Source organism: Flavitalea antarctica (assembly GCF_054461535.1).
This window is the reverse complement of the sequence record NZ_JBTLQG010000003.1, coordinates 283,491-308,676: the sequence shown is the minus strand read 5'-3', so window position 1 is coordinate 308,676 and position 25,186 is coordinate 283,491. Positions and strand designations below refer to the sequence as shown.

Annotated in this window: 17 protein-coding genes; 6 read left to right on the top strand and 11 right to left on the bottom strand. The window is 45.0% G+C overall.

Features of this window, described 5'->3' with window-relative positions:
• Positions 1-112: 112 nt before the first annotated feature.
• Positions 113-556 (bottom strand): SRPBCC family protein, encoded by a 444-nt coding sequence (locus ACX0G7_RS05665; protein WP_458922459.1) that lies wholly within the window; start codon positions 554-556, stop codon positions 113-115.
• 248 nt (positions 557-804) lie between these two features.
• Here ACX0G7_RS05665 and ACX0G7_RS05660 point away from each other — a divergent pair, with 248 nt between their 5' ends.
• Positions 805-1,881, top strand: a complete 1,077-nt coding sequence (locus ACX0G7_RS05660) for an NAD(P)H-dependent flavin oxidoreductase (protein WP_458922458.1) — start codon at positions 805-807, stop codon at positions 1,879-1,881.
• A gap of 38 nt (positions 1,882-1,919) precedes the next feature.
• Here the strand turns inward: ACX0G7_RS05660 and ACX0G7_RS05655 are convergent, their stop codons facing one another.
• Positions 1,920-3,875, bottom strand: coding sequence for a family 10 glycosylhydrolase (locus tag ACX0G7_RS05655; protein ID WP_458922457.1), 1,956 nt, complete (start codon positions 3,873-3,875; stop codon positions 1,920-1,922).
• Between the two features lie 713 nt (positions 3,876-4,588).
• Here ACX0G7_RS05655 and ACX0G7_RS05650 point away from each other — a divergent pair.
• Together ACX0G7_RS05650 and ACX0G7_RS05645 are read left to right on the top strand one after the other, a co-directional pair.
• On the top strand, positions 4,589-5,719 hold the full coding sequence (locus ACX0G7_RS05650) for a ScyD/ScyE family protein (RefSeq protein WP_458922456.1): 1,131 nt from the start codon (positions 4,589-4,591) through the stop codon (positions 5,717-5,719).
• Positions 5,720-5,915: 196 nt separating this feature from the next.
• Positions 5,916-7,097 (top strand): FG-GAP repeat domain-containing protein, encoded by a 1,182-nt coding sequence (locus ACX0G7_RS05645; RefSeq protein ID WP_458922455.1) that lies wholly within the window; start codon positions 5,916-5,918, stop codon positions 7,095-7,097.
• 24 nt (positions 7,098-7,121) lie between these two features.
• On the opposite strand, the gene ACX0G7_RS05640 is transcribed toward ACX0G7_RS05645, so the two are convergent.
• Complete coding sequence (locus tag ACX0G7_RS05640; protein WP_458922454.1) at positions 7,122-7,568, bottom strand: SRPBCC family protein; 447 nt, start codon at positions 7,566-7,568, stop codon at positions 7,122-7,124.
• Positions 7,569-8,081: 513 nt separating this feature from the next.
• Between ACX0G7_RS05640 and ACX0G7_RS05635 the strand changes: the two genes are divergently transcribed.
• Positions 8,082-10,631 carry a TonB-dependent receptor gene (locus ACX0G7_RS05635; protein ID WP_458922453.1) on the top strand — a complete coding sequence of 850 codons (2,550 nt, stop codon included), beginning with the start codon at positions 8,082-8,084 and terminating at the stop codon, positions 10,629-10,631.
• Between the two features lie 307 nt (positions 10,632-10,938).
• On the opposite strand, the gene ACX0G7_RS05630 is transcribed toward ACX0G7_RS05635, so the two are convergent.
• The 6 genes from ACX0G7_RS05630 to ACX0G7_RS05605 form a co-directional block, all read right to left on the bottom strand.
• Positions 10,939-12,057 carry a vWA domain-containing protein gene (locus tag ACX0G7_RS05630; RefSeq protein ID WP_458922452.1) on the bottom strand — a complete coding sequence of 373 codons (1,119 nt, stop codon included), beginning with the start codon at positions 12,055-12,057 and terminating at the stop codon, positions 10,939-10,941.
• Positions 12,054-12,968, bottom strand: coding sequence for an AAA family ATPase (locus ACX0G7_RS05625; protein WP_458922451.1), 915 nt, complete (start codon positions 12,966-12,968; stop codon positions 12,054-12,056). Before ACX0G7_RS05625 ends, ACX0G7_RS05630 begins: the two co-directional genes overlap by 4 nt.
• 25 nt (positions 12,969-12,993) lie before the next feature.
• Entirely contained in the window at positions 12,994-13,827 is an 834-nt protein-coding gene (locus ACX0G7_RS05620; protein ID WP_458922450.1) for an FAD binding domain-containing protein, read from the bottom strand.
• 9 nt (positions 13,828-13,836) lie between these two features.
• Entirely contained in the window at positions 13,837-16,215 is a 2,379-nt protein-coding gene (locus tag ACX0G7_RS05615; RefSeq protein ID WP_458922449.1) for a xanthine dehydrogenase family protein molybdopterin-binding subunit, read from the bottom strand.
• On the bottom strand, positions 16,212-16,685 hold the full coding sequence (locus ACX0G7_RS05610; RefSeq protein ID WP_458922448.1) for a (2Fe-2S)-binding protein: 474 nt from the start codon (positions 16,683-16,685) through the stop codon (positions 16,212-16,214). The genes ACX0G7_RS05615 and ACX0G7_RS05610 overlap by 4 nt, the downstream gene beginning before the upstream one ends.
• A 147-nt stretch (positions 16,686-16,832) precedes the next feature.
• Positions 16,833-17,285: a CoxG family protein gene (locus tag ACX0G7_RS05605; protein WP_458922447.1), complete on the bottom strand. Its 453-nt coding sequence runs from the start codon at positions 17,283-17,285 to the stop codon at positions 16,833-16,835.
• Between the two features lie 296 nt (positions 17,286-17,581).
• Here ACX0G7_RS05605 and ACX0G7_RS05600 point away from each other — a divergent pair, with 296 nt between their 5' ends.
• The gene (locus ACX0G7_RS05600; protein ID WP_458922446.1) at positions 17,582-19,066 is read left to right on the top strand and encodes a Gfo/Idh/MocA family protein; all 1,485 of its coding nucleotides are present in this window, start codon (positions 17,582-17,584) and stop codon (positions 19,064-19,066) included.
• Between the two features lie 141 nt (positions 19,067-19,207).
• Positions 19,208-20,200: a 2-hydroxyacid dehydrogenase gene (locus ACX0G7_RS05595; RefSeq protein ID WP_458922445.1), complete on the top strand. Its 993-nt coding sequence runs from the start codon at positions 19,208-19,210 to the stop codon at positions 20,198-20,200.
• 116 nt (positions 20,201-20,316) lie between these two features.
• Here ACX0G7_RS05595 and ACX0G7_RS05590 read toward each other — a convergent pair whose 3' ends face one another.
• Complete coding sequence (locus ACX0G7_RS05590; RefSeq protein WP_458922444.1) at positions 20,317-21,771, bottom strand: RagB/SusD family nutrient uptake outer membrane protein; 1,455 nt, start codon at positions 21,769-21,771, stop codon at positions 20,317-20,319.
• A 51-nt stretch (positions 21,772-21,822) separates the two neighbouring features.
• A complete protein-coding gene (locus tag ACX0G7_RS05585) occupies positions 21,823-25,137 on the bottom strand; it encodes a SusC/RagA family TonB-linked outer membrane protein (RefSeq protein WP_458922443.1) in 3,315 nt (1,104 codons plus the stop codon).
• Between the last annotated feature and the right edge of the window lie 49 nt (positions 25,138-25,186).

The following is a 25,186-nucleotide window of genomic DNA, read 5'->3' as shown; positions in this document are numbered from 1 at the left end:
CAAGCCGACTTATAATGGCATCATGCCATTATAAGTCAACTTGTCTATTAACGAAAACCGAAACAAAACCGGCACGTTATAGCACCAGTCAATTGCTCCGGATGGTGAGCCATTAAGACCCGTTTTCTGACAGCTCTTTCAACTTATCCAGGGCTTTTGGCCATGCATCTAAAAAGTAATTCTCGAACTCCTTTGGGATGTCTGCGCCACTCAGTGTGACCTTTAGCTCTGTTCCACCATTTGACTGTTGCAGTGTATAATTTTCCATTGCACCGGCCCATTGTCTTGCTTCCTCACTTTCGAGGTCTTCTACGCCCTTCTGTACAACACCCAAATGTTTAATGGACATAAATTCATTGGGAACCTTATCAGCCACCAAAGAAACCATGCCTGAATTGCTGCCATCGACAAACAACACCTTGCTTCCTTTCTCCCAGTCTGTCACCGCCATGGATCCCTCTGAAAAGGGTGCGGTCCATTGACGATAGGTATCGTCATTCCACAAAACTTTCCATACTTTTTCACGTGGAGCGTGAATCGTTTTTGTAAATTCCATAGTTTATAGTTTTAAATACAGGCCAAAGGTCTCCAGACTTTTTTATATTAAGGTGTACCGAAAGTGACAATTTGAAGGGGTAAATGCGACATTGTCAACCAGTCTTTGTTGAAAGTGTAATTATTTATTGAGCCAGGTATCAGTCCCCGATTTTTTTAGAATGTCCGGGAATTTTAGTTCATAACTTCGTCCCCCGCTGGATTGCCAATCTTAAAATGATCAGTCATACAAACCGATAGGATTAATTTATGTGGAACAAGACTAAAGTAACAGAAATGTTGGGTATTGAATACCCGATCATGCAGGGCCCATTCGGTGGAAATTTTTCGACCGTTGAGTTGGTTGCTATTGTTTCTAATGCAGGCGGAATAGGCGGCTATGGCGCATATACGCTGAGTCCGCATGAGATCATTGAAGTAAATGATAAAATCAGGGCAGCCACCGATAAACCGTATAACATTAATTTATGGGTTTCGGACCATGACTTACCAAACGGCACCGTCAGCGATGAAGAATATGAAGCAGTTAAGAAAGTGTTTCAGCCCTATTTTGATGACGCTGGAATTCCGTTGCCCGAAAAACCTGGTCCTTTTCAATCCAGGTTTGAAAACCAGGTCCAGGTGATCCTGGATATCCGGCCTAAACTATTCAGTTTTGTATTTGGTATACCTTCTCCTGATATTTTAGAACAATGCAGAAAGTCTGGTATCAAAACTGGCGGTGCAGCTACCACATTAAAGGAAGCGATTGCCCTGGAAGAAGCAGGTGTAGACCTGATCATTGCTTCGGGATTTGAAGCCGGCGGTCATCGTCCATCATTTCTGGAACCTGCGGAACAATCCCTGACAAGTGGCTTTGTATTATTACAACTAATCCGGGAAAAAGTAAAGATCCCCGTTGTTGCTGCCGGGGGCATTGCCGATGGCCGTGGCGTGGCAGCGGCATTGATTTTAGGTGCGCAGGCAGCACAGGTAGGCACAGCATTTCTGGCGACTGACGAATCAGGTGCACTACCTGTGCACCGTAACATGTTGTTATCCGGATCATCTAAGTCTTCAACATTATCGCGGGCATTCACGGGCAGGCTCGGCCGGGGGATCACGACCACCCTAGCTCAGGATCTCACCGGCAAAGAAAAATTTTTCTTACCATTTCCGTTGCAAGCCACTTTTATGTCATCATTAAGGCAGGCAGCGGTGGACAAACAAAAATGGGATCTGCTGCTTTTCTGGGGTGGGCAGATTGCCCCGGTTGTCCGTCACACCAAAGCAGCCACATTGATGCAGTCACTCATTGATGAAACATCTGCGATTATGAATCGTTAAGCAACTTGGGAATCATTTCTGCAACTTCGCAATCATTCTCAATTAACGGCGGATACCACAGTTGCTGCAGAAGATTGCAACAATAATTCCTTAACCTTTGTTTTGATATACCCATTCGCAAAATATGGATAGATGTTTTTTCCGGGACAGGATGTCTGAGTACTATTATCGCGATGCGTTGAAATGGTGTCCGGGGAAATTGAATATTTTTGGCAGAAGTGTGCAATGAGACGCGTCAACACATCCAGCAGTTGCGGATTCAACTGCTGTTGCTCGTAATTACCAAGGAAACAGATCAGCAAATGACCAGAGGGATCAAATTCCGTATTGGTTTCACCCACAGTGTTTACGTTTCTACCTTCATATACCGTACCGTCGGCAGCAATCAGGAAATGATAAGGCACATCTGTCCAGTTGCGGTCCTTGCCCATACTCCAGACCTGGATGTTCTTTAACCTTTGCCCGCCGTCAGCAGAGGAGTCGAGCACCTTCCCTCCCTCATGATGAACAGTGATCCGAACCGGTACCTGTTGTTTATAAGGCCTCGCTTCATTGGCCTTCCATCCGGACCTTGGTACGATGGCCACCAGGTCAGGATGCAACGTCTTAACAACACTTTCATTCCCCATACGATCAACAGCTGTTATGGCCACACTGTTGAGCTTATCTTTTCCCCGCAGCTTATTCAGCCTGAGCTGCCTGTCACCGCGATTTAAAATAGTATAGCCCTTCGTTTTACCATATTGATAATAAGCTACCCAGTGAAATACATCCTTTTCATTTGAATGTTTCCAGGTCAGGGTGACGGCATCTTCCTGTTGAACAAGATTGGAAACCGGTGCTTCGGGTGCTTTATTATCTAACCATGGACTCGCGGGAACCAGAGCCTGTTCCCGGTAAGGTCCTTCAATCAGCATCCTGGCCATGTTTGGATTTTTCGTAACAGAAGAAATGCTCCAGTGCACTACTCCGTTGCTTTTTGGAAGCATGCCCCGGGAGATCATGATTTGATTCAGGGTTTCGGTCGTCGATTTCGCACTGGTATCACGGCTAACGCTGATCCCCGGCCAGAGATGCCGTTTCATTTTGTTTTCATCGGACCACCAGCCAAGCAACACTGGAAAACTCTGTGGCAACCGGGAAACCGGCCAATAGAGCTGCGGAGAAAAATAATCGATCCAGCCTTTATTTAACCAGAGTTTCGCATCAGCATACAACTGGTCGTACTGATCAAACCCGGCAACAGAAGCAGGATAGCCCGGCCGCCAGATGCCGAAAGGACTCAACCCAAACTTGACATGTTTTTTCTCTGCTTTGATATTATCATACAGGCGATGAATAAAAGTATTTACACTTTCCCGACGCCAGTCGCCCCTTGCCAGTTTGCCACCTCCTGATCGGTACCTGGCAAAGCTTGCACTATCCGGAAAGTCGTCATTGCCATTATAAGATGGATAAGGATAAAAATAATCGTCAAAGTGCACACCATCTATATCATACCTTTTCACGATATCCATCACTACGGCTACGCCATGGTCCTGCGTTGCTTTTTGTGAAGGATCGAACCACCAATACCCTTCTTTGAGTTTTACAACTTGTTCCGGCATTCTCTTTACCATGGAGCTGTCACTCAGTGCACCTCCTGCCACATGATGTGCACGATATGGATTTAGCCACACGTGCAGTTCGAGTCCGCGCTCATGAGCCGCTTCTACCCAAAATGCCAATGGATCATAATATGGATCGGGTGCTTTTCCCTGTGTGCCAGAAAGATAATATGACCATGGCTCCAGCGAGCTCTGATACAACGCATCGGCCTGCGGTCGAACCTGGAATATAGCTGCATTGAAATGATGCTCTTTCAGGAAATCAAGTAATGCTATAGCCTCTTTTTGTTGTTCATCTGTTGAAAGACCCGGCTTACCTGGCCAGTTAATGTTCGCAACCGTGGCTATCCAGGCTGCGCGGAATTCTCTTGCCGCGCGGGCCTCCATAGGTGCAGCTGTACTTGCTGATCGCCGTCCAGAGGCACAGGAAAAGGTTATTGCACAAATACAAACTAACTGAATAAACCGGATCAGGCTGATATACATAGGCGGGAGTTGATGGATAAAAATACTTCAAACGATTAAAGGGTACAACTTCTAATTCATGTTCTATCCGGAATTCTCACTGAGTGTTTTTAGACAGGTTGCTCTGCAATGCAAAAAAGATTAACTTCTATTATCAGTGCTTTATCGGATTAACGCTATACGAACTTTACTGCTCTATAACCTGGTCTTGTTCAGAGCTTCCCACAACATATGATCGCATACCAGGTAAGGCTCAAACCGAAAACACTGAGCCGGGTGAGCAAAAAAGTAATCCGGAAATAGAAATAATGATGACATAGTTTTGTCCCTCAGTATCTTAACCATGACCCGCAAGTTTTTTCGCTCAAATGACAAAAAATTTTATCCGGATTATTCATCATCATTATATTTCTTATTAATTTTAAGAAAGATTAATGGCACCAGTTAATTTTCCTCTTGTCAATACCAGTCCCTATCCTGCTGATTTCTATATTCACATCTAACTCTCTTCGTACATGTGAATTCAACGAGACACATCATCCACTATCCATTCTTACACCTTTCTTCTGTTCTGGTTTAACATTCATACATAGTTTAAGGCATTTCATCCATTCAATAAAACAAAGGAGGTCTTTATGCTTAAACACTACGTATGGCGCTTGTCAGCCATATCCCTGATGATGGTCCTTGCCAGCGGTTGCAAGAAACATGAAGTCTGCGATGATTCGAAAGGAGCCCCGGCAACGGTGACGGTTTACGCCACCGGGTTAAATAACCCCCGTGGCCTCAAATTCGGACCGAATGGAAAATTGTATGTTGCCGAAGGTGGCCTTGGTGGTACAATGTCCACTGCGGGACAGTGTGAGCAGGTTCCTCCCCCCGTCGGACCGGTACTCGGAAGCCCTACAGGTGGCCGTATATCAGTGATTGGCACAAACGGGGGGCGGGCAACGGTTACAGACAAACTTCCATCTGCCACCAATGCCCTTGGTGACGTCGTTGGCGTGGGAGATGTTGCTCTTGTTGGCAATTCCCTTTATGCTTTACTCACAGGTGGGGGCTGTTCGCATGGAGTTCCCACAATTCCCAATGCTGTTATCAGGATCGGACCCAATGATACCTGGACGCCCATTGCAAACCTGAGTAAATTCCTAATGGAAAACCCGGTCAAGAATCCCAACCCTGGCGATTTTGAGCCCGATGGTGACTGGTACAGCATGATAAACGTGGGAAATGATTTTTATGCAGTAGAAGCAAACCAGGGTCAGCTTGTAAAAATTTCCTCCAACGGAACTGTTTCCCGCATTATAGACATCTCCGCCGCGAAAGGACATATTGTACCAACTGTGGTCGATTATCTTGACGGTAGCTTCTTTATTGGAAACCTCAATACTTTTCCGATTGTTAATGGTAGTTCGAAAATATATAAGGTCAGTTTAAGCGGCGACATACAGGAATGGGCCTCCGGCTTTACAACAATACTGGGTCTTACCCACGATAAAAAGGGCAACATGTATGTTTTAGAGAACACAGTCGGGTCGCAGTTTCCAGCACCTGGTCTCGGTCGGATCGTACGCGTTAACAAACATGGCCTTAAAGAAGTAATAGCTACCGGCTTTTCATTGCCGACAGGTTTAACCTATGGGCCCGATGAAAATCTATACGTTTCAAATATTGGCTTCGGTCCTCTCGCGATCGGCGGCGGCCAGGTACTCAAAGTAACGCTCAATAAATGTGGTTGCGATGATAAGGGAGACACTGATTAAAATAACTAATCTTGTTGAGACTGGCCCTGAGCAATCAGGGCCTTTCTTTTGTACCATACATCCACCGCAGCTTCAGCAACCCGGAAAAGTTATCCCAACTGGTGATCAAGAAAAACATGTCATTCATCAAATCATTTTCCAGGCAAGGTTGCTGTTACTGAATTTGTGACCGAACTATCTTAAAAAAAACCCGATAATGACTTCAACAACCAGCTTCGGAAACAAAGGAAAAAAAGTTTCGATTATCTCAACCGGTATCTTTTGGATCAGCTGCTGCTCCTGCCTGTCCCAAATCCCAAAGCCGCCAATCTTTGAGTCCGCTCCCGGCTCACCGGTTGCGATGAATTGCGGACCGGGAAACATCGTGGCTTCGGACCTGAACAATGATAACAAAGCAGATCTTATTATTACTTGTGGCCAAACACGCACATTAACGATATACGCAGGCAAAGGTGGTGGCAGGTTTGAGACTACGGCCCGCAGCAAATTAACCATGCGGGAGGCTCCGAACGAAATCGTGGTGAGCGATATGAATAATGATGGCAAAGCTGATATCGTCGTTGGTAGTCATGACAGTTACCGCGTTTACATCCTTAAGGGAGATGGTAATGGAAATTTTGATACTGCCTCACGTTCAACCGTCATCATGAGAAATGGCAAGGATCCACATACCCACGGACTCGGAGCTGCGGACCTTAACCATGATGGATTAGTGGACCTTGTGACTGCGAATAGTTCGGACCATGATGTCTCTGTAATGCTTCAAAATAAAGATGGAAGTTTTATTCCTGGTCCCGGCTCACCGTTACAGGTTGCTCTCTCACCTTATCCGCTCACCATTGGTGATGTTGACGGGGACAAACATCCCGATATTGTGTCCACTACCTCGGACCGCTCCAAACAGATAGTTACCCTATTACTGGGAGACGGCCGGGGTAATTTCAATCGCAAAGATATTCTGGTCCGTACGGCTAGTCCGTGGTATGTTGCCATCGCTGATATCAACAATGACAACATCGCGGACCTGGTGATGACTCACACCGAACGCAATGAACTGACTGTGCTCACAGGTAATAAAAATCGTGATTTTACGGAAGTGATCGGTTCTCCGTTTGATCTTGGTCACAGCGCATGGCACGTCGCAATCACCGATGTAAACGGTGATAAATATCCCGATGTCCTGGCAGCGGCTAATAACGGCGTTCGCGTAATGTTGGGTGATGGAAAAGGACTGTTTACGCATGCTCCAGGATCACCATTATTAACAGGTAAAGGTACCTGGCATCTTGACCTGGCAGATTTCAATGCCGATGGCCGGCCTGATATTGTGACCAGCAACCTCGAAAGCAAAAACGTTTCGGTTTTGCTGGCCAGGTAACAAGTCTCCATCCTTCAAAAAAATCTAAGCCAATACCGGTTTGTCTACCTTGCCCGTCGTAATCAGGTGAAATAAACTTTGATGAATAAGCATGCTCCATGAATTGGAACAGCTATCGAAACATTCAATGGAGGGATCAAGGCCAACATGTGTAAAGCGGAGTTGCGTTTTATTGTCAGACTCAGTTATTTCAAAAACGATCTTTGTACCTGTCCATTCCTTTTTATCCTTTGCATAATTAATTGCACTCTCCGTCACAAGCCACACTACCTTTTTGTTCGGGATCATTTCCACCACTCTTTGCGTCGATTCGTGAAATTCCTTGTATTGATAAGTAAATTCATCACCGACTTGTGATGACTTCCCTTCAATTTCACCCGACCACCAGTTCTGTGGATTCTTAAGTGCATTAAAGACCTGATCCGGAGATTGATCTACTACAATAGTTGTTGTAAAGTCCTGATTTTTCATCTTACAGTGTTTTATTGTTAAGCATATCACTAATATATTGTTAAGCGACTTTGCAAGTTGATGAGCTGTATTTACAGGAAACCTTCCTTAATAAATGGTGTCCTTGTATACCAGGCTAACCCAAATTTAAGACCGGTATCTGAATGCTGACGGGGACTATGAGACAGATTAGCGGGCTGTTTTAGACAAAATCGCCACGCAGGTGCCGCAACTTTTGTTTTTAATCGTAAGGCCTGCGTGCAAGGGTCCGGAATACCCGGTGAGGGTAACTAACAGTCGTTAGCCATAATAAAAAATAAGTCTATTAATTTTATGGACTATTAAAAAACCATTATGTTTGCAAATAAATAATTTAAAAATTTGCTATGCGTTCATCAAACTGGTGCGTTTCACGATGTAGTGTCTTACTCTTAACATTGAAAAAATAAGGTCTTACATTTTTTTTGCTTACATAGTCTACTAAATTGATAGACATACAACTTAACCGAAGTGGATACATCCAATCTTAAAACAGTGAAACGAATTTTATTATTATCCGGATTACTATTACCCATACTTACATTTGCCCAATTGAGAGGGCGCGTAGTTAATGAGGCCGGTTCTCCCTTACCATTTAGCACAATAGCAGTTAAAAACAACTCGAACGTCACCGTCGCAGATTCTGTGGGAGCCTTTTCGCTCGTTGTCACCGAAAACTTTCCATATACGCTGGTTATTACTTCTGCGGGATACGAAAGGCAGGAAAGAGTGATCAGGAACAGTACCACAAATGATATTGTCATCCAACTGCAGGCCCTGTTTCAGAGGGATACTGTTGTAATCACCTCGAGGCGCCGCCGCGAATTGCTACAGGATGTACCCATCCCGGTGTCAGTAGTGACAGGTGCCCAGGTGGAAGATGCGGGCGCATTTAATGTGAACCGGGTTAAAGAATTTGTACCGTCCGTACAGCTTTATACATCAAATCCGCGTAATACCGGAATAAATATCCGGGGACTTGGATCTCCATTCGGTCTGACCAATGATGGCCTGGATCCAGGTGTCGGTTTTTATGTTGATGGAGTGTTTTATGCACGACCCGCAGCCGCTACATTTGACTTTATTGATGTGGAGCGGATAGAAGTTTTGCGCGGTCCACAGGGAACTTTGTTCGGCAAGAACACCACATCAGGTGCGTTCAATATAACTACTCGAAAACCAAGCTTTACCCCGGCGGCCAATTTTGAAGTGAGCTATGGTAACTTTGGATATATCCAGGCAAAGAGTTCTGTCACCGGACCTTTGAGCAAGAAGTTTGCGGCAAGGCTTTCATTTTCCGGTACCCAACGTAATGGTCTTGTTGAAAATATCCGAACCGGAAAGTATACAAATGATATAAACAATCTTGGCTTTCGTGGCCAGATCTTATATAAACCTTCAGCTAACACTTCAATCATACTTGCAGCAGATGCGTCGCGTCAGCGTCCGGATGGATACGCACAGGTTGTTGCCGGAGTGGTGCAGACCAAACGTGCAGGTTATCGCCAGTTTGACGCCATCATTAAAGACCTCAACTATGCGTTACCTACATTAAATGCGTTTGACCGTAAGATCGATCATGATACACCATGGAACTCAGGCAATGAATTGGGCGGTGCTTCGATAAATGCAGAAACAAAGCTGGGACCCGGAACACTTACTTCCACCACAGCGGTACGCTTCTGGAACTGGGATCCTTCCAATGACCGCGACTTTACAGGCCTGCAGGCATTGGCGAAATCACAGAACCCTGCGGAACATCGCAACTGGTCGCAGGAAATACGGTACGCTGGTGAGTTATCGCCAAAACTGAGTGGGGTAATCGGCTTGTTTTATATTGACCAGGAGGTAAAGATCGATGGTACAGAAGAATCCGGTTCAGCTCAGTGGCGCTTCTCACAAAGTTCCACCAGCAGTCTTTGGAAAACACCAGGCCTCTTTGAAGGATATGGTATCTATACCAAAGCATCCATAAAATCCCAGAGTGCCGCCGCCTTCACCAATGTTGACTGGGAAGTGGTAAAGGGCTTGCACGTGTTACCGGGGCTGCGCCTCAACTATGACAAAAAAGACGTAGTGTATGACCGGGTTGCAGCCGGCGGACTTCAAACCACAGATCCTGCCCTGCTTGCTTTGAAGAACAGTGTATACACCAGTCAGGCTTATGTTGCAGACGCGGATGAGACCAACCTCACTTATCAGCTTACCCTTGCATACCGCCCAAATAAAAGGCTGAACACTTTTGTTACCTATTCTACCAGCTTCAAGCCGGTAGGTGTAAACGTAGCCGGCTTACCTACGGTCAATGGGGCACCCGCAACGGACCTGGCCGTAATAAAACCAGAAGATGTAAAGCATTATGAAGTGGGCATAAAGTCTACACCGTTTGATAACTTTACCCTGAACGTAACGGTACACAATACTGATATTGACAACTACCAGACGAATGTACAATCACCTGAGCTTGGCGTAAACCGGGGATATATTGCCAACGCTGAAGAAGTAAGGGTGCGTGGCTTCGAGGTAGATGCAAATTTCAGAACCCAAAAGCACTTTACATTCTTCGGAGCACTTGCTTATACTGAAGCCGAGTATCTAAAATTCACAAATGCACCGCTTCCCCTTGAAGAAACAGGTTCAACTGAAAACGGATTACAGCTGGCTTTCAAAGATATTTCGGGAGGTGTACTTCCAGGTATTTCAAAATGGGCCGGATCACTCGGATCGGAATACAATACGCCTGCCGCATTTTTTGGCAAACCTGGGAAGTTTTTCCTTGCATTGGATGGGTATTTCCGGTCATCGTTCTCATCCAGTCCGTCTCCATCAGCTTACCTGAACATCGATGGATATGCACTGTTCAATAGCAGGGTTGGTTTCAGAACAACAGATGGGCTGTCTGCTTTCATCTGGGTCCGTAATATGTTTGATAAAAATTATTATGAACAACTATTACCTGCGGGTGGCAATGCTGGTCACTATGCCGCGGTGCTTGGCGATCAGCGTACTTATGGAATAACCCTGCGTTATAACTTCCGCGAGTAAGAAAAATATTTAGTGATGATCACCCCTCGTGATACAACTTTATTACAATAGATAAGAAAGCCTGCAAAGTAAATTTTGCAGGCTTTCTTATTTGCTGACTGCTATGCAATGAACCTTATAACGTAAACTATTTTACGTCATGGCATTTGTTTTTTTCAGCTACACCTGTAACAGAAGCTATTCTACTTCATAGCCATGTAACAGCAGCTATTTTACCTCATAGCCATGTAACATCAGCTATTTTACCTCATAGCCATGTAACATCAGCTATTTTACCTCATAGGCATGTAATAGCAGCTATTCTACTTCATAACCATTTAATTAAATGCTTAAGGCTCGCTAAATTATGCACAGGTGCGAACACATCCACATGGGGCATGGCAGCCTGCATTCCCGCTGTATCGGGAGAAAACAGCCGGTAACCCGCCAGTGGATTTAGCCAGATTACTTTCTTAGATCTTGAGTGGATCAAATGCATACTTTTTGCCAACAACGGAACCTGGCCTGTATCCCAGCCATCGCTGAGAATGATCACTACGGTACGTTTATCCAGGAAGCGGGAATAACCGGTTACAAGGCTATGAAGGCTTTCACCGATTTTTGTTCCGCCGCCCCAGCTATTATTTTCTGAACTTAATTGATGAAGGGTTCCCGCAAAATCATGCTGTTTCAATATTCCACTGATGTGATGCAACGATGTGCTGAAAGCAAATGTTTCTATCCTGCTGAATACCTGCTGAAACGCAAACATAAACTGGAGCAGGAAAGACGAATATAATTCCATTGACTTGCTTACATCGCACACCAATAAAAGTCTGATCCTGTTGCGCACGGGTTTCTTAAAAGCAATACTAAGCAGTTCTCCACCAAGCCGCATGTTTTTTCGCAGTGTTCTCCTGATATCCGGACGGTTCACTTTGTCAGACTTTTTGTATCGCCTGTTAAGGTCTGCCGCAAAACGCCTGGATAACGCTTTTATACTAAGTATCAGCTCAGGTATTTCATCGGCAGGAACTAAAGAAAAATCTTTACGGGACAGATGCTCGGTAACACTATAAGATGCCATCTCCTCGGTTTCTTTGTTCTGGTTTCCGTTTAACCATGATTTCAGCGCCTTATATGAAGCGGCCTGGGTTGCTGGCTTAGCGACCGGTTTAGTTTCATGCTTTACTTTTGAGTCTATCGCTTTAGCTAACTCTTTCCAATACTCGTTAAATAGATGCTCAAATTCTTCTGATTCTTTCCGGCTTCCCGTTAATACGGCTTTTAGGGCCGATTTGAAGACCATTGGGTTTGTGAAATCAATGAAACGCAAGGCATCCAGGACCATTAATTCTCTGTCAACATTTATGGAGAAACCACGATACCTGAGAAACCGGCAAAATTGCACAATGTTTTTGGAGATGGAGGTATGCCGTGCTATCATTTATTAAATATTGTTGAATGGACCCCTGTTTTCTCCAGTATGTCACCCAGGGATGTTTGCACATGCCTTGTATCACGCCAGTCCTTTAATATTACTCCCAGGGTTTGTTCAATAATTGTTCTATCAAGATGATCAATATGCAGCGAAGACAAAGCCATGGCCCAATCCAATGTCTCCGAGATACCGGGACCTTTCTCGAGTTTGAGTGTACGCAGCATTTCCATAAACCGGCAGATTTGTTCAGCTAAGCGTGTATCGATGGAAGGGACTTTGCTGGTAACAATGGTCCATTCTTTTTCAAAATCGGGGTAGTCAATATAAAGGTAGAGACAACGTCTCCGTAATGCTTCAGATAGCTCACGGCTCCTGTTACCTGTTAAAATTACCTGTGGAATATGTGTTGCTTTGATAGTGCCGGTTTCGGGAATCGTTATTTGCCAGTCACTTAAAATTTCCAGTAAAAAGCTCTCAAATTCTTCATCTGCGCGATCAACTTCATCAATCAGTAGAACAGGTTTCCGGTGATGCGTAATTGCCTGCAACAACGGTCTTTTCATAAGGAACTCATCACTGAAAATGGTTTTTTCTTTTTCATCTACTGACTGCCCGTTGTGTTCGACCATTTTCAAATGCAACAATTGGCGCTGATAATTCCATTCGTATAAGGCATGCGTTGAATCAAGTCCCTCATAACATTGTAAACGGATAAGATCCGTTTGCATAGCGGTGGCCATCACCTTGGCAATTTCGGTTTTCCCTACCCCGGCCGGGCCTTCAATCAATAAAGGCTTATTCAGTTCCAGGGAAAGAAAAACGGACATACATACACTTTCATCACTTATATATCCCTGCCCGAGCAACATATTTTTTATATCATGCAGCCCGATGTTATGACTTTGACTACTATCCATCTAAAGAATTATGATCTCAGTGAAATTACTTCAAGGAGTTTAATGCCCGTTTCAAATACACCCTGGCTAAGTGTGTACGGTATTCTTCCGATGCGAAATTATCACTCAGTACATTAACGCCCTGCACCGCAGCTTTGGCCGAAGCTTCTATATTTGATTCGTCCAATGGTTTGCCGGAAACTTCCAGTTCTGCTGCGCTATCCCTGAACGGGGTTTCAGCAACTCCCGTAAATGCAATATTTGTTTTTTCGCCAGGGTAACGGAGCACCGCACACCCAACTATGGCAAACCTGGAAGCAGGATGAGAAAACTTCAGGTACACCATCTTAGAACCCGGCTCTGGCACCGGGATTCTTATTGCTGTAATGATTTCACCATCCTGGAGGCTGGTAGAAAACAAGCCTGTGAAAAAATCCGTGATTTTGATACTTCTTGTTCCGGCGCTACCCATTACATCCACAATGGCATCTGCAGCAAGCACGAGCGCGGGCCAGTCAGCAGCAGGGTCCGCATGGGCGAGACTACCTCCCATTGTACCACGGTTACGCACCTGCACGTCACCGATCATACCTGCAGCGTCCGCAAAAAAGGGAAGTTTTGTTTGGATGATATCATTGTTGCCTATATCATGATGGCTGGTACCTGCACTTATAATAATATGGCCATTCTCTTCTTTTATTCCTTTCAGAGATGGAATGCCGGCTATATCAATAAGTTTTGCCGGCTGGTTTAAACGAAGCTTCATTGAAGGCAGAAGGCTGTAACCCCCGGCAAGTAATTTACTTTGGCCGCCGGATAACGCTGCAATGGCGTCTTCAACAGTTTTTGCTTTTTGATATTCGAATGCGACTGGTATCATGGTAATGATTTAAGAGTTTTGCATAGCTTTCCACACGCGCTCACTTGTTAAAGGCATGCGGATATCTTTTATTTTATGTCCACCACTCCACAACGCATCGATGACCGCATTTACAACGGCCGGGGTTGACCCGATCGCTCCTGCTTCGCCGGCGCCTTTCACTCCAAGTGGATTGTGAGGACATGGCGTCACCTGGTGGGTGGTCTCAAACATAGGCAGGTCGTCGGCACGGGGAATACAATAATCCATATAAGATCCATTTGTCAACTGCCCGTTCGTGTCATATTCTGCACCTTCGAACAAAGCCTGTCCTATACCCTGCGCAAGCCCGCCATGAATCTGACCCTCCACGATCATTGGATTGATGATATTACCAACGTCATCAACTGCGATAAAGCGTTTCAGCCTGACTTCCCCGGTTTCTTTGTCTACTTCCACTACGGCGATATGACATCCGAAAGGATAAGTAAAATTGGTGGGATCATAAAAGGTATTGAAATCGAGCCCCGGTTCAAGGTCCTTCGGATAAACATGCGGAACGTAAGCGGTTAATGCAATGTCACCAAAGCCCACCGATTTATCGGTGCCTTTGACAGTGAATTTACCTGAGGCGAAGTCTATATCATCTGCATTGGCCTCCAGTTTATGCGCGGCAATCTTTTTCCCTTTTTCGATAATTTTTTCAACGCTTTTTACAATGGCTGTGCCACCCACGGCCAGACTTCGGGAACCATAAGTTCCCATGCCAAAGGCTACGCTGTCGCTATCTCCATGAATTATATCCACATCTTCCATTGAAATACCAAGTTTATCTGCTACTATTTGTGCGAAGGTGGTCTCATGCCCCTGTCCATGTGAATGGGACCCGGTAAAGACACTGACTTTACCTGTGGGCTGCACGCGAACATGTCCCACTTCGTATAACCCTGCCCTTGCACCCAGTGCACCCGCAACCGAAGATGGGGCGAGGCCGCATGCTTCGATATAGGTCGAGAATCCAACACCCAGGAGTTTTCCGTTCTCGGATGCCACTTTTTGTTCTTCCCTGAATTTTGCATAGCCAAGTATCTCCAGGCCTTTGGTGAGTACTCCATGGTAATTTCCGCTGTCATACTGCAGTGCTACCTGCGTTTGATATCCAGGTTGATTGACCCCATCAAATGGCGGGATAAAATTTTTGAATCGCAGTTCTGCCGGGTCCTTGCCCATCTCAAGGGCAGCGAGGTCTATCAGACGCTCGATCAGGTATGTCGCTTCCGGACGTCCGGCACCGCGGTACGCATCAACCGGTGTAGTGTTAGTAAAAACGGCAGTGAGATCAATATTGATCTTTGGAGTGGTGTACAGACCCTGGAGCAAGGTTCCATGAAGATAAGTTGGAACACAGGTGGAAAAAGTAGATAGATAAGCTCCGAGGTTTGCAAAGGTGTCTATTCGCAATGCCGTTATATTTCCATCCTTATCAAAGCCCATCTCGGCAGTCGTTATATGGTCTCTTCCATGAGCATCGAGCAGAAAGCTTTCACTTCGCTCGGAGGTCCATTTTATTGGACGTCCAATTTTTTTCGTTGCCCAGGTCAACAGGGCTTCTTCCGTATAGTGAAAGCCTTTACTTCCGAAACCTCCTCCAACATCAGGACTAATAACACGGACCTTATGTTCAGGTATACCCAACACAAATGCACACATCAATAGCCTGATAAGATGCGGGGCCTGCGTACTTGTATACAAGGTATACCTTTCGTTTGCCGCATCATAGGAACTGATGTAGCTGCGGGGTTCAATAGCGCTTGCGACCAGCCGCTGATTTACAAATTCGAGCTTAGTTACATGTGCTGCTTCTGAAATTGCCTGATCAACCTCTTCCCTTGGATTACCAAATGTCCAGTCAAAGCAAATGTTACCGGGCACATCATCGTGGACCAGTGAAGCGCCGGGTTTCGTTGCTTCCATCGCATTAACTACAACGGGTAATTCTTCATATTCTACGCTGATAGCTTCCGCCGCGTCTTTCGCCTGGTCGCGCGTTTCGGCTATCACCACAGCGACCGGATCACCTGTTTGCCTGACTTTGTTAACCGCCAGCAAGGGATGTTTAGGCTCCTTCATCGTGTCACCGTTTTTAAAATTCACCTGCCATCCGCAAGGCACGCCGTTAACTTCAGCCACATCGGCCCCGGTGAATATTGCAACAACACCAGGCATAGTCCTTGCAGCTTCTACATCAACACTGATAATCTTTGCATGTGCGTAAGGACTTCGTACGAACGAAGCATATGTTTGACCCGGCAATACAATGTCGTCGGTATAACGTCCTTTACCGGTAACGAATCTTTTATCTTCAACCCGTTTAACAGATTGACCGATTATTCCATTTGTAGTACTCATACGTTTACCTCCTTCATGTTTTCAGCAGCGTGCTTAATTGATTTGACAATATTGTGATAACCGGTACAACGACATAGATGGCCCTTCAGGGCGTGACGTATTTCCTCCTCTGAAGGATCGGGGAAGCTTTGTAAAAAATCCACAGCTGTCATGATAATACCGGGCGTACAAAAACCACATTGAAGTCCGTGATTTTCTTTGAATGCCTCCTGCAGGGGATGCAGACTACCATTTTCTGCCAATCCTTCGATGGTTAAAATTTCGGTGCCATCTGCCTGTACGGCAAGCATGGTACAACTTTTCGTGGCTTTATTATTGACCAGTATAGTACAGGAACCGCAAACACTGGTCTCGCAACCTATGTGTGTGCCCGTTAGCCGAAGCACATCGCGCAGGTAATGGACAAGCAACAATCTTGGTTCGACCTCATGGCTATATTCCAGGCCGTTGACCTTTACGTTGATCTGCATATTTTTGGGATTTAGGTTAAAGATTTTTTTATAGCGTTAATCTATAGCTTCCTGAATTACATAATTGAGAAACCCATTTCTGTAATCTTCGACTTTCAGCAAAACGCTTCCCGCAATTCTTCAGCGGCCACTACATTCTTTATCCCATCAATCTTTTTTCGATGCAGTAATTTCGTTTTGCAGATTATTGAAAAACTGATTTGTAAGGGTATTTGCAACTCCGCTTACAATACGCTGCCCCATGGCAGCCATCATACCTGATAATTTAACGTCACCATCAAATGTGACCTTTGTCTGATTGCCATCAACCGGATCAAGCTTAATGTTCAGGGCGGCATTGGCATTTCCAATCTTACTGTTCTGTTGCGTCTTTAGTGTGAAACTGTTTTGATCGACTATGTCTTCCAGTTGTAGTTTTCCGGAGAATGTACCGTTGACCGGTCCAATCTTGATGTTGATTGAGGAAAGAAAGGAATTTTCTGCTATAGGTTCCAGGGTGGAAATACCAGGCACTACCCTGGACAGTGAGTCGGGACTCATTAACAGCTCCCAAACTTTAGAAGGAACGGCATTGATAATTCTATTTCCCTTAAGTTCCATAACTATAATTACGCTGGTATAAAAACTCGGCTAGATAACTTTATTCCCTGCTACTAAGGAGGAAGCTGTAGTTTTTATAGAGTAATTATTAACCTAAGGTCAACCAATACGTTAAAAATAAGGAGTAGTAAAAGGTACATTTTTTTTATGATTAATGCTGAAAATAAAATATTACCGGGCGACCTTTTAGAAAGGTATCTAAAGCAGAAACATTTTTTGCCGGTGGGAATGTAACTGGTGCATTTTGTGTAATTTCAGGGGGTCATTTGATTTTGCGCATAAAAAAAATTGCTTCCATGAAACAGAAGGAAAATAATCCAAATTCTCGTAGAAAATTTATAAGAAATACGGCCTTATCGCTCGCAGGTTTCTATATTGTTCCAAGGCATGTGCTAGGCGGCAAAGGTTATATTTCGCCCAGCGATAAACTAAATATTGCAGGTGTTGGCGTAGGTGGTAAAGGTACCTCGGACCTGGCCAATGCTTTCAACAAGGGAGCGAACAATGTGGTTGCCATGTGTGATGTAGATTGGGGGAGCGGTAAAGCGTCCGCTACAAAGTTTCCTGATGCCAAACGTTATTCCGATTTCAGGAAAATGCTGGAAACAGAAAAAGGGATTGACGCCGTAACCGTTTCCACACCAGATCACATGCATGCTGTTATAGCGATGGCTGCTATGCAACTCGGTAAACATGTTTACGTACAAAAACCGCTCACTCATGATATCTATGAAGCAAGAATGCTGACCGAGGCGGCCAGGAACTATAAAGTAGTCACCCAGATGGGTAACCAGGGAGCGTCGGGCGAAGGAACTAAACAAATGGGTGAATGGTTCGATAAGGGGCTTATCGGAACAGTAAGCGAGGCCCACGTCTGGACCAACCGGCCGGTCTGGCCACAAGGCATCCCGGTACCTACTGATAAACCTAAACTACCGGACACCATGACCCCCGAGAACTGGGATCTTTGGGTCGGAACCGCCCCTATGGTTGATTACCATCCGCTTTACCATCCCTTCAAGTGGAGAGGCTGGTGGAACTTTGGCACCGGCGCCCTCGGCGATATGGCCTGTCACCTCCTTGACCCGGCATATCGTACACTTGGACTCGGATATCCGACAGAGGTAGAATGCAGCGTCGGCCAGGTCTTTATCAAAGACTGGAATGCCGAATATATCCCCGAAGGATGCCCGCCCTCATCTTTGGTACAACTGAAATTTCCGGCTTCAAAGAAAAATAAATCAATTGTAAAATTAAACTGGCAGGATGGAGGATTAAGACCATTCCATCCGGATCTTATCCCTGCCGATGATCCATTAGGTGAACCAGATAGTTCCAACGGCGTTTTGCTGATCGGTACCAAGGGTATCATGGTTTGCGAGACTTACGGTATTAATCCGCGTATCTATAAGAATAATGGTGAGAAGATACAAATGCCCAAAGCAGAAAACGACCCTAACGTGGTCAGGCTTCCGGAGAACGGACACCAGGCCAAATGGGCAGAGGCTTGTAAAGCAGGTTTCGGATCTACCTTACATAAAGGATTAACTTCCTCCTTCGATTTTGCCGGACCACTTACAGAAGCGATATTAATGGGTAACCTCGCGATCAGAAGTTACAATCTTCGCAAGCCAGGTGCAAACGGTCGGGGTTTTGTTTATCCTGGTCGCAAGAAACTCCTGTGGGATGGAACAAATATGAAGATCACAAACTTTGACGATGCAAATCAGTTTGTAAAACGCACATACCGGGAAGGCTGGAGCCTTGGCAAAGGGTTTTAATCTTTACAACACGTATAATATCAACGGAGGCTCTGAGTAATCAGGGCCTTTCTTATTATCAAAACATCAGGAAGCGTTAACTTTCCATTCGCTGTGTTCATAAAGTGGATTAGCGAAACAATTAACTTTTAAAATCAACAAATGAAAACAGCAGTATTTAGTTCCCACAAATTTGAGAGACCATTTCTGGAACAGGCAAACGGTGACAAACATGAACTGTTATTTATCGACGCACGATTAACCAAAGAAACTTCAGTTTTTGCCAACGGGTGCACCGCTGTGAGTCTATTTGTAAGCGACGATGCTTCGGAGAAAGTACTTACCTATTTACATGGAGCAGGTATACGCTTTATTGTTTTGAGATCTGCGGGCTTCAATAATGTTGACATAAAGAAAGCGAAGGAACTGGGCATACGTGTGGCAAGGGTTCCGGCATATTCACCTTATGCCGTCGCTGAACACACCGTAGCACTCATGCTTGGTTTGAACCGCAAGCTCGTGCGTGCACATAATCGAATTACAGAGGGCAACTTTTCACTGGAAGGCCTCACGGGTTTTGATATGAATGGTAAGGTCGCAGGCATCCTGGGCACGGGGAAAATAGGATCTATTGTAGCAAAGATTCTAAGCGCTTTCGGATGCACGCTTATCGGCTACGACCGCTATCCCAATGAGGACCTTGTGAAGAATTATGGCATGAAGTACACCGATTTCGAAACAGTATGCAAAACTGCAGACATTATTTCTCTACATACACCTCTAAACGACGAAACGCGTTATCTCATAAAACGTAACAGCATCGACCTGATGAAACCCGGGGTCATGCTGATCAATACAAGTCGTGGGGCACTGGTGAATACGAAAGATGTGATAGCAGGACTGAAAACCGGCAAAATAGGATACTTCGGGATGGATGTTTATGAAGAAGAAGAAGGACTCTTTTTTGAGGATCATTCCGAGGACATATTACAGGACGATGTTATTGCAAGGCTTATGACCTTCAAAAACGTCCTGATCACCAGTCATCAGGCATTTCTAACAAAAACGGCGCTGGAGAACATTGCCGATACTACTATTGTTAATCTTGACAACTTCGAAAATAACCTGGTCAGTGCCAATGAAATTGTATTGTGAAAGAAAGAAAGAAAGAAAGTGCCAGTTAAATTGCATTATGAAAGAATTAAAAAGTGGTGAGTGATAAGTAACTCATGACTTACTCATAACTCACCACTCTCCACTCATAACTCTTTTCAATATCCCGGGTTCTGTGTAATCTTTGTTTTGTTGATATCAATCTGGCTTTGTGGTATCGGATAGACCATATCATTTGCATTAATAAGTCTTACCAGTCTCAACTGGTCCTTTTTACTGTTCAATACCGGGATGGCGCGGTCAGTACGAACAAGGTCATACCAGCGGTGACCCTCGAAAGCGAGTTCAACCCGGCGTTCCTGTTCCATCGCAAGCCGGAATGCCTGCTGGTTGGGAATATCCGTGGAAGTCTTTACCGGCAGCCCGGCACGAACACGTACTTCATTAAGGTAATTCATTGCTTCACCTGCAGGCTGGTAGCCAGCTTCATTTACACATTCAGCATACATAAGGATGACATCGGCATACCTGATCACCGGGATATTATTTCCGTTATCATTTTTTGTTGCAGGCACGTCATAGTACTTCTTAACAAAATTATACTGGATGGTATTCCCACTGGCATTTAAATAAGAAGTAGCCAGCGACAAGGGCCGCCTCCTGTCGTTTGGTTCGTATGCATTTGTCATTTCAACAGATGGCTGATTATTGCCATCACCACCGAATGCTATTACGGCGTTACCCGAATTCTCAGGTGAAAACGAGTTCGGCCACGGGTTGCCCTCGCCGACACCGCCGGATCTGAATTGTACCTCAAATACAGATTCTTTGTTATTCTTATTTGCTACACGAAATACATCCGCATAATTAGGAAGCAAACCATAAACATTCGAAGAGATCACCTCTTTTAGCCTCGCGGCAGCTTCAGAGAATTTTTTCTGGGTAAGCAACACTTTTCCCAACAAGGCTTTGGCAGCACCTTGTGTGGCCCGTCCGATATCCGACCCGGTATATGAAAGAGGCAAAGCTGCAGAAGCTTCAGTCAGATCTTTCTCAATCTGCGCATACACTTCGGCTTTAGGATTGCGACCATATTCATATCCTTCGTCAGGATCTTTGATTTCTGTTACCACCAGCGGTACATCGCCAAACGTACGGACCAGGTGAAAATAGAGCAGCCCCCGGATAAATTTGGTTTCCGCAATCGTACGGTCCTTGAGGGCAGCATCCATTTCTATTTCCCCTATCCGGTCGAGGACGGCATTACAACGGGATATCCCGCGGTAACAGTCGTTCCACCTGGCGAGAATAAAAGGATTGGTTGTACGTATGTAAAACCGGTCAAACTCATCCTGGTCAGTTACAGATCCCGATGCGACCGGTTGTGTATCATCCGATCTTATATCGCCAAAAATATAGTTGTTGATATGAATGCCGGGGATTTGCAATGATGCATACACACCATTCATTGCGTTTTTGATGTCATTTGCATTCTGATAAAAGTTGTCAGTCGTTACAGATGAAATCGGCGTGAGATCCAGGAAATCTTTTTTGCAACTGCCGACAAGCAGGCTGCCAAAGATCATTAAACTGTATATGATATTTGATTTCATATTCCTATTGTTTGAATGATAATGATATACTTTTCTTTTCTTCAGTCTCTCTTAGAACCCAAGGTTGATACCGAGTGTGAATGTTCTGGCCAGCGGGTAAGCGCCGTAATCCACACCACCGGTAAGCGGCGAGCCAGCGAAGGTGTTTCCTGCATTATTTGAAACCGGAGTAGAAGCTTCATAATTACTTGCCTCCGGATTGTAATTCAGATAATCGGTCCAGGTGTAGACATTCTGAACAGAAAAATAGACTCTTGCCTGCTGTAGCCACACACGCTGAAGTATATGCTTCGGCAATTGATATCCAAAAGTGATGTTATTGATACGGAGATAGGATGCATCCTCTACCCAGCGGGATGAAACAGCGTTGTTCATACCAGTGGTACTTCCGTTTGCCCTGGGAATTAGTCCGTTACCAGGTTCTGACGGAGAGCGCCATCTGTCCAGTACATGAGAAAGCTGGTTCTGGGAACCTTCTACGTTTTCAAAAAAGCGCCGGCCCAGGTTAAGGATCTTTGCACCCTCAACACCCTGGATCGCAATATTCAGATCGAAGTTTTTGAAGGCAAAGGTGTTGGACATTCCATAGATGAAGTCCGGTTGGTTGTTTCCGATTACGGTCCTGTCATCTGCGTTGATAACTTTGTCACCATTTATATCTTCATATTTCACGTCACCTGCCCTCGAAGTTGGCGAATGAGGGTAACCGTTAAGATCGGCTGCGTCCCTGAAAATTCCTATTTGCTTATACCCGTAAAAGCTGCCAATGGGTTCGCCAATTAATGTAATATTGGTTTCGCCTACTCCACTACCGCTTTTGATAGCATCTCCTGTTGGCCCCAGAGCCAAAACTTTATTACGGTTAAAAGAAAAATTCAGCCCGGTGTTCCAGGTAAACTCACCAACCAGGTTGCGCGTGTTCAAAGCGAACTCCCAACCTTTGTTTTCCATTTCACCTATATTTTTGAACGCAGTGCTAAAGCCTGTGAGTGTCGGTACGTTTACAGAAAGCAAAAGATCTTTTGTATTACGCACATAGTAATCAGCAATCAGGTAAATACGATCCTTAAACAAACCTAAATCAATACCTACATCGACCTGGTTGCTTTTTTCCCAACCCAGTTTTGCATTACCCAATGAACTTGGCGCAAGTCCTGTTACAAGATTATTATTGAAACTGTAGTTATCAGAACTAACTGAAGCGACGTATGGATAATCGTTACTGAACGCATTGTTTCCTGACAAACCATAACTCACCCTGAGCTTTGCTTCAGAAAGGAAACCGAAGTTTTTCATAAAATTTTCTTCGGTGATGCGCCATCCAATTGAACCGGCGGGGAATGTACCCCAACGATTTTCAGGACCGAATACAGAAGCACCGTCCCGGCGGATGGAGGCATTCACGAGGTATTTATCCTTATAACTGTAACCAACGCGTGCAAAATAGGAAAGAGTCGCATTCTGGGTTTTAAATGATGTTACTGCCGTTGGAAGCCCCGCCGCGTTAAGCGTCTGAACAATATCGTTAGCGAAGGTTGAGCCATCAGCCCTGCTCGACTGGTAATTCGACTTATAACTTTCCATGCCTATCAGCGCATTTATGTCATGAACATCCTTGAAGGTGTGAGAATAACTCAAAGTCTGGTTAAATAACCAGCTTAATCCCTGGTCTGAAAATGCATGGGCGATGGGAAGATTAGGTGGAAGCAGCTGATTCAATACAATGGCAGAGGTGCGATATGCGTTTCTCCGGTTTGAATTCAGATTCACATTTCCCGATGCACGATAAACCAGTTTGTCTATTATATCGTATTCAACATAAGCATTTCCTAAAAGGTTAGTAGTCTGCAGTTCACTTTTAAATTCGGTGATGTTGGCAACAGGGTTAGTTATCCCGGGCCAGTTGTAAGGCGCAGCTATTGCGGTCTCTGAAGAATAAGTACCATCTGCAGCATATAGCGGAGCCATAGGTACTGCAGACAGCGCGGCATTTATGATCCCATTGTCTGCCCAGTGACCGTTCGCGTTTACTTCCTGTTGAACCCTGTATGATGGATTTATATTTACTCCAACCTTCAACTTTTTGGATACATTCACATCGACCCCGGCACGGACTGTGTAACGTTCGAATTCAGATTCTTTGATCACACCTTTCTGTTTAAGATAACCGCCTCCAACAAAAAACTGGGCTTTGTCTGTTCCACCGGAAATAGAAAGCTGGTAATTGCTGATCGGCGCCCGCTGGAAGATAAGATCCTGCAGATCATAGTCTGGCAGCTCTGCAATTTTTTGCGGGTCATCAAAATTCAACCATGGAAATACTTCACCTCTCGGATAGCGATAACGGAGTACGGGACGCATGCTGTTTGGATCTGTAATCTTTGCCCCGGGAACATTATCAAGATAGGCGTTGTTTGCTGCTTCCTTAGAAAGTTCTGCCATCTGCTCAGAATTAAGCAGGTCAATTGTTTTTGTTACCTCCTGGAAACCACCATAAACATCAAGGTTGATGTTTGTTCTGCCGGTCTTACCCTTTTTTGTAGTTACAATAATAACACCGTTTGAGCCGCGAGAACCATAGATCGCCGTAGAGGAAGCATCCTTTAAAACGTCCATACTCTGAATCTCAGAACTGTTGAGCAGACTGAAGACATTCGGGCTGACTATATTACCATCTACCACAATCAATGGCGAGTTACCGGCACTGATAGAACCAAGTCCCCTGACCTTAATGGCCGGGGTACTGCCGGGTGCTCCATTGTTTTGCTGAACCACAACACCGGGAACCTTACCCTGTAGTGCCGTTGCAACGTTGGATACAGGCATGTCCTTGATCTCTTTCATCGGCACAGACGCGATTGCTGCTGTTACGGCAGCCCTCTTCTGTGTTCCATAACCTACAACAACTACCTGGTTAAGATTACTGATAACAGGATCAAGCGTAATAGTAAATACATCCTGGCCAGCTATTGCTATTGTCTTGTCCTCATACCCCACAGATGTGAATAATAAGCTATCGTTTAAATTGGCATCAGGGACAGTCAGGGAAAACTTGCCGTTGGCGTCTGTTGTCGTTCCTACGGTTGATCCTTTAATGCTTACACTTACTCCCATAAGTGCATTTTTCCGGTCATCAGTAACAGTTCCTGTGATCGGCTTTTCCAGGTAAGCCTGAACAGGGTGTTGATCTTTAACTCCTGCAGGCACCACATTGGATTGATCTTTGACTGTTGCAGACCTGGCTAGTCCGCTGGTTTTGGTTTGAAGGGCACCTGAACCGGCAGCACCCGGCCCGGCTAAATACTGCGCATGTACCATTGAAACTGACGCTGTCATGCACAGAAAGAGCAGTAATTTTTTCTTCATAGCAAGAAGTTTGTGGGTTATTGAAAAAAGATAGAGTTAACAGATCGAT

Coding starts and splice junctions, on each gene's coding strand:
- ACX0G7_RS05665 (WP_458922459.1), bottom strand. CDS start 556: ATGGAATTTACAAAAACGATTCACGCTCCACGTGAAAAAGTATGGAAA.
- ACX0G7_RS05660 (WP_458922458.1), top strand. CDS start 805: ATGTGGAACAAGACTAAAGTAACAGAAATGTTGGGTATTGAATACCCG.
- ACX0G7_RS05655 (WP_458922457.1), bottom strand. CDS start 3,875: ATGGAGGCCCGCGCGGCAAGAGAATTCCGCGCAGCCTGGATAGCCACG.
- ACX0G7_RS05650 (WP_458922456.1), top strand. CDS start 4,589: ATGCTTAAACACTACGTATGGCGCTTGTCAGCCATATCCCTGATGATG.
- ACX0G7_RS05645 (WP_458922455.1), top strand. CDS start 5,916: ATGACTTCAACAACCAGCTTCGGAAACAAAGGAAAAAAAGTTTCGATT.
- ACX0G7_RS05640 (WP_458922454.1), bottom strand. CDS start 7,568: ATGAAAAATCAGGACTTTACAACAACTATTGTAGTAGATCAATCTCCG.
- ACX0G7_RS05630 (WP_458922452.1), bottom strand. CDS start 12,057: ATGATAGCACGGCATACCTCCATCTCCAAAAACATTGTGCAATTTTGC.
- ACX0G7_RS05625 (WP_458922451.1), bottom strand. CDS start 12,968: ATGGATAGTAGTCAAAGTCATAACATCGGGCTGCATGATATAAAAAAT.
- ACX0G7_RS05620 (WP_458922450.1), bottom strand. CDS start 13,827: ATGATACCAGTCGCATTCGAATATCAAAAAGCAAAAACTGTTGAAGAC.
- ACX0G7_RS05615 (WP_458922449.1), bottom strand. CDS start 16,215: ATGAGTACTACAAATGGAATAATCGGTCAATCTGTTAAACGGGTTGAA.
- ACX0G7_RS05610 (WP_458922448.1), bottom strand. CDS start 16,685: ATGCAGATCAACGTAAAGGTCAACGGCCTGGAATATAGCCATGAGGTC.
- ACX0G7_RS05605 (WP_458922447.1), bottom strand. CDS start 17,285: ATGGAACTTAAGGGAAATAGAATTATCAATGCCGTTCCTTCTAAAGTT.
- ACX0G7_RS05600 (WP_458922446.1), top strand. CDS start 17,582: ATGAAACAGAAGGAAAATAATCCAAATTCTCGTAGAAAATTTATAAGA.
- ACX0G7_RS05595 (WP_458922445.1), top strand. CDS start 19,208: ATGAAAACAGCAGTATTTAGTTCCCACAAATTTGAGAGACCATTTCTG.
- ACX0G7_RS05590 (WP_458922444.1), bottom strand. CDS start 21,771: ATGAAATCAAATATCATATACAGTTTAATGATCTTTGGCAGCCTGCTT.
- ACX0G7_RS05585 (WP_458922443.1), bottom strand. CDS start 25,137: ATGAAGAAAAAATTACTGCTCTTTCTGTGCATGACAGCGTCAGTTTCA.